Genomic DNA, 3,876 nt, shown 5'->3' on the forward strand with positions numbered 1-3,876 from the left:
AGGATCATTCCAAAAAGGCAGGCCCCGTTAAGAAAGAGCAAAAACCATGGGGCATCGCTGGCGATGAAAAAGATATCAAGCGTACGGTTGCCGTGAGTATGGGCGACAACATGCGCTTTACCCCCGGCAACATTGAAGTCAAGCAAGGCGAGACCATACGCTTCAATGTACGGAACGATGGAAAAATTATGCACGAATTCGTCATTGGCACAAAGAAAGATTTGGATGAGCATGCTGCACAGATGATCAAGTTCCCCACAATGGAGCACGATGAGCCATATATGGCACACGTTGCTGCTGGAAAAACTGGCAGCATCATCTGGAATTTCAATAGACCTGGTGACTTCGATTTTGCATGCCTGATTGCAGGCCATTATCAAGCTGGCATGGTGGGCAAGATCAAAGTTGTTGGAGCAAAAAGCGATGGTCACACCGGTCACAAGCACTGAAATCATGCGCTCACGCAGAGGCGTTTTGGGAGCAGCGCTTGCGCTGCTTTCCAGCACATCCCTAGTTGCCGCTTGTCAAGCTAAGGATGCTACGCCTGCCGAGGCAAACAAAGCAAAAGGTGGCGCAGACCATGCGTCTCATGCGCCAGCGGCGATGTCCACGGTTGCCTTCATCGAAGTCTGGAAAACACCCAACTGCGGCTGCTGCAAGCTGTGGATCAAGATTCTGGAAAAAGAGGGCTTCAAAGTAAAGGCCAACAATGTCGCGCAAACTGCAGGCATACGCACCAAGCTGGGCATTCCAGATGACATGGGTTCTTGCCACACTGGCTTGATTGCAGGATTTGCAATCGAGGGTCATGTGCCTGCTAGCGAGATTAAGCGTCTTCTGACGGAACCCGAGAGCTTGCGGCAGCAGGTCATTGGTCTGTCAGTACCCGGTATGCCAATAGGCTCGCCCGGCATGGAAATGGGCACGAAACGTGACAAATTCGATGTCATGCTTGTCCTCAAAGGCGGCAAGAGCCGCGTTTATCAATCATATGAAGCTTTAGCTTGAAAGGAACCTCCACATGAAATCCCTATCCCTTCTAACCGCTGCGATAGTCTCGTTTGCAGCTTTTAATGCCACTGCACAAACAGTTGCTCCCGCAAGTTCAGCTACAACCAGCAGTGCTACAAAAGAAATGACCACCGCCGAAGTGCGTAAGGTTGACAAGGACGCAAAAAAAGTGACGCTTAAACATGGGCAAATCAAGAATCTGGATATGCCACCTATGACGATGGTGTTTCAGGTCCGTGATGACAAGCTGCTGGAAAAACTCGTGGCAGGCGACAACATCCGATTCACTGCTGAGCAGCTACAAGGCGCTTTTGTAGTGACAGCGGTAGAAAAGGTTGAAGCCAAATGAGTAACTGGATGCCCTGTCTGCTGGGGATCGGCTATGTGCTGATCGCTGGTCTACTGGGTTATTGGCTTGGATGTTTTCGAGAGCAATTACGCTTGCTGGAAATCATGAAGCCAGAAACCTAGTTGTGAGTGGTACATTGCCACTCACAACAGACTCGGGATTTTGCGACGCATCACAGGGCGTATGTAGCTGCCCAGCGTAGCCATGCTCTTATGCCTAGTAGTGCTCATAATTTGCTGAGGCATTAGCGTTTCTGCGGCTGTAGTGGCGTAGCCAGCACGTAAGCTGTGGCCTGAGAATTGTGTGGCATCCGCATCGGTTCGCGCCACACTAGCTTTGACGATCTGTGCAACTGCATTCGTGCTGAGCTTCTTTCCTACGTTGCCGTGGCGATCAACGTTGCGGAACACCAAGCCCTCTGTGATGCGGGCTGCGTTTAGCCAGATTTTGAGCGCTATGACTGGGCAGCGCTTTTCTGACGTGGCTCGGGGAATGTAAACGTGCTGCCCTTCCGCTTCTTGATCGGTTTTGGATTGCGGTATCTCAATCTCAATGCCAGTTGACAGCCATGTGATGTGCTCGACTCTGATACCCACAAGTTCACTACGACGGAAGGCTCCAGCGAAGCCGATTAGCAGCAAGGCTCTGTCACGAAAAATCTTCGTGGCATTTAGTTGCTGCTCGGCCATGTGCAATGTGGAGATTAGGTCATCTTTGACAAGCGCTTGCACTCGCCGTTGTTTAGTGCCTTTGATACGTCGGATACCAGCCATGACCTGCTTGACACGAGAATTTTTCGTAGGCGATGGGGCAGAAATTTCTATATGCGCCCAATTGATTGCCGCTAGCCGTCGTTCGAGGGTCGCTACAGATAATTTTTCGGCGGCAGAGGCAAGATATTTCGCCAAAATAGCTGGGCTGCACGGAATCGCACCACCAGCAGCCAGAAACTGCTTGATGTCGGTCGCGTAAGCGCGTTTGGTGACCACGCTCTTGGCAGCGTCAAGAAACCGCTCTACAGCGGCTTCTGAACCGTCCAAAACAGCTTCTACGGCTGCTTCTGGCGCATGGTTGGTGGCATTGCTACTGACGAGCGACAAAGCTGCGCCAGCGCGCCAGTTTGGCACGAGATTTTTTTGCATTTTTAAGCCTTTCTGACTTGTGATAAGTGTGGTTTCTCGAAGCCCAGGCTGTTTTGGACGAAAAATCGCCAGCCCACTGAGAAACGAGAAAAATCACTAGGGTTTAGGGAATAAAAAAGCCGCTCGAATGGGCGGCTTTTTGCTTTGGTGGCTACGGTTAGCCAAGGCAGGCGAAGAAAAATAATTTCTCACCGGATCCCGCGATTGCAGCGAGATTTTTATAGTGTCGCAGGATTTTCACCAGAAGGCAAAGGAGTTAAAAAATCCCTACGATTTTGATTTACTGTCCTGATGAAAGCGCCCCAAAACGCAGTGCATTAACAAACCTTGATTCTGATCGTCCCAGACTCACATTCCTTTTTTAGTGCAGCAATGGTTCGGCGTGCTTGCCCCATTCGCCAACTACGAAATCGCTGGTAGCGTTTCAGGTCAAGCCATGCATACAGAATTGCAGACTCATCAGTAAATTCAATTGCATTCAAGGTTAAGCCATCCGAACCAATAGGAAGAAAATACCTTGGGTCATTATTCTGAAAATGATTACCAGAGCCGTTGTAGTCGCATAGAAGGTTTGCTTGTCGCGAAGATAAGTTTTTCCAAGGCATAGGCCCAGATACCAATCCGTCCCAAGAGCATATTAATGTCACTGTCTTGTGGTGAAGGCCATGATTGTTTAACTCACCCAACTCGCCTAGAAAATTCATCCCAGCGTCATAACCTAAGATATTTCTATCTTTGCAATGGTACTGACGGCTTGTGATGATTTCTAAGGCTGCTGTAGGACAGGTTTTGTGCCGCAAGTTCTTAACAGTCATTGATCGACTCACTAAATTCATTGGCCTATGCATCACAGCTTTCAGACGCTGTAGAGTTCAAATGAAGCCGCGATTCCATCTGGCAGCTTGTCCGCACTGATGAGCACCAAATGCTGCCCCGCTCGTGTCATCGCCATGTACAGCTTACGACGGGCTTCTTCTTGCTCTGCTCGCCACTCATCGTCAGTCAAGTTTAGTGGGCGATGCCCTAGCAAAATATCTTCCATTCCAATCAAGAAGACAACAGCCGCTTCCAACCCAGTAGCTGTATCGAGATAAGCCATCCGCAGGTAGTCTTCTTCATAACCACCGGGTGGATGTTTTGACAGCTTAAACCACCAAACATGTTGATCGCCTAGCGAAGAACGCAAACGCTCCCAGACACTCTTGCGATTTTTGATTTTGTCACCACAGAGTACCAGCATGGCTGACAGTGGCAAAGCGTTCTGGCCGGAGTTTTGCGCTTTGATTTCACGGATCAGTCGAGTTACAGCATCGGGATGCGAGTCAACATAAATGAGTGTCGGCTTCGAGCCTTCGCGCATACCATCAAAATCCG

General features: G+C 49.7%; 6 protein-coding genes. 3 read left to right on the plus strand and 3 right to left on the minus strand.

Annotated features, from left to right (window positions below):
- The 3 genes from KIH26_RS16800 to KIH26_RS16810 all read left to right on the plus strand — a co-directional run.
- Nucleotides 1-449 (plus strand): cupredoxin domain-containing protein (locus KIH26_RS16800; protein ID WP_249661645.1); only part of this gene is annotated, 449 nt, incomplete at its 5' end.
- 4 nt (nucleotides 450-453) lie between these two features.
- Nucleotides 454-1,008: a DUF411 domain-containing protein gene (locus tag KIH26_RS16805; RefSeq protein WP_249661647.1), complete on the plus strand. Its 555-nt coding sequence runs from the start codon at nucleotides 454-456 to the stop codon at nucleotides 1,006-1,008.
- Nucleotides 1,009-1,021: 13 nt separating this feature from the next.
- Complete coding sequence (locus KIH26_RS16810; protein WP_213446846.1) at nucleotides 1,022-1,360, plus strand: copper-binding protein; 339 nt, start codon at nucleotides 1,022-1,024, stop codon at nucleotides 1,358-1,360.
- A gap of 143 nt (nucleotides 1,361-1,503) precedes the next feature.
- Here the strand turns inward: KIH26_RS16810 and KIH26_RS16815 are convergent, their stop codons facing one another.
- The 3 genes from KIH26_RS16815 to KIH26_RS16825 form a co-directional block, all read right to left on the minus strand.
- The gene (locus KIH26_RS16815) at nucleotides 1,504-2,502 is read right to left on the minus strand and encodes a site-specific integrase (RefSeq protein WP_213446847.1); all 999 of its coding nucleotides are present in this window, start codon (nucleotides 2,500-2,502) and stop codon (nucleotides 1,504-1,506) included.
- 317 nt (nucleotides 2,503-2,819) lie between these two features.
- Nucleotides 2,820-3,317, minus strand: coding sequence for a hypothetical protein (locus KIH26_RS16820; protein ID WP_213446848.1), 498 nt, complete (start codon nucleotides 3,315-3,317; stop codon nucleotides 2,820-2,822).
- A 41-nt stretch (nucleotides 3,318-3,358) separates the two neighbouring features.
- Nucleotides 3,359-3,876: 3'-5' exonuclease (locus KIH26_RS16825; protein WP_213446849.1), on the minus strand; the 518-nt coding region annotated here is incomplete at its 5' end.

It is taken from the genome of Variovorax sp. PCZ-1 (genome assembly GCF_018413605.1).
Classification (GTDB): Bacteria; Pseudomonadota; Gammaproteobacteria; order Burkholderiales; family Burkholderiaceae_C; genus JANMDU01.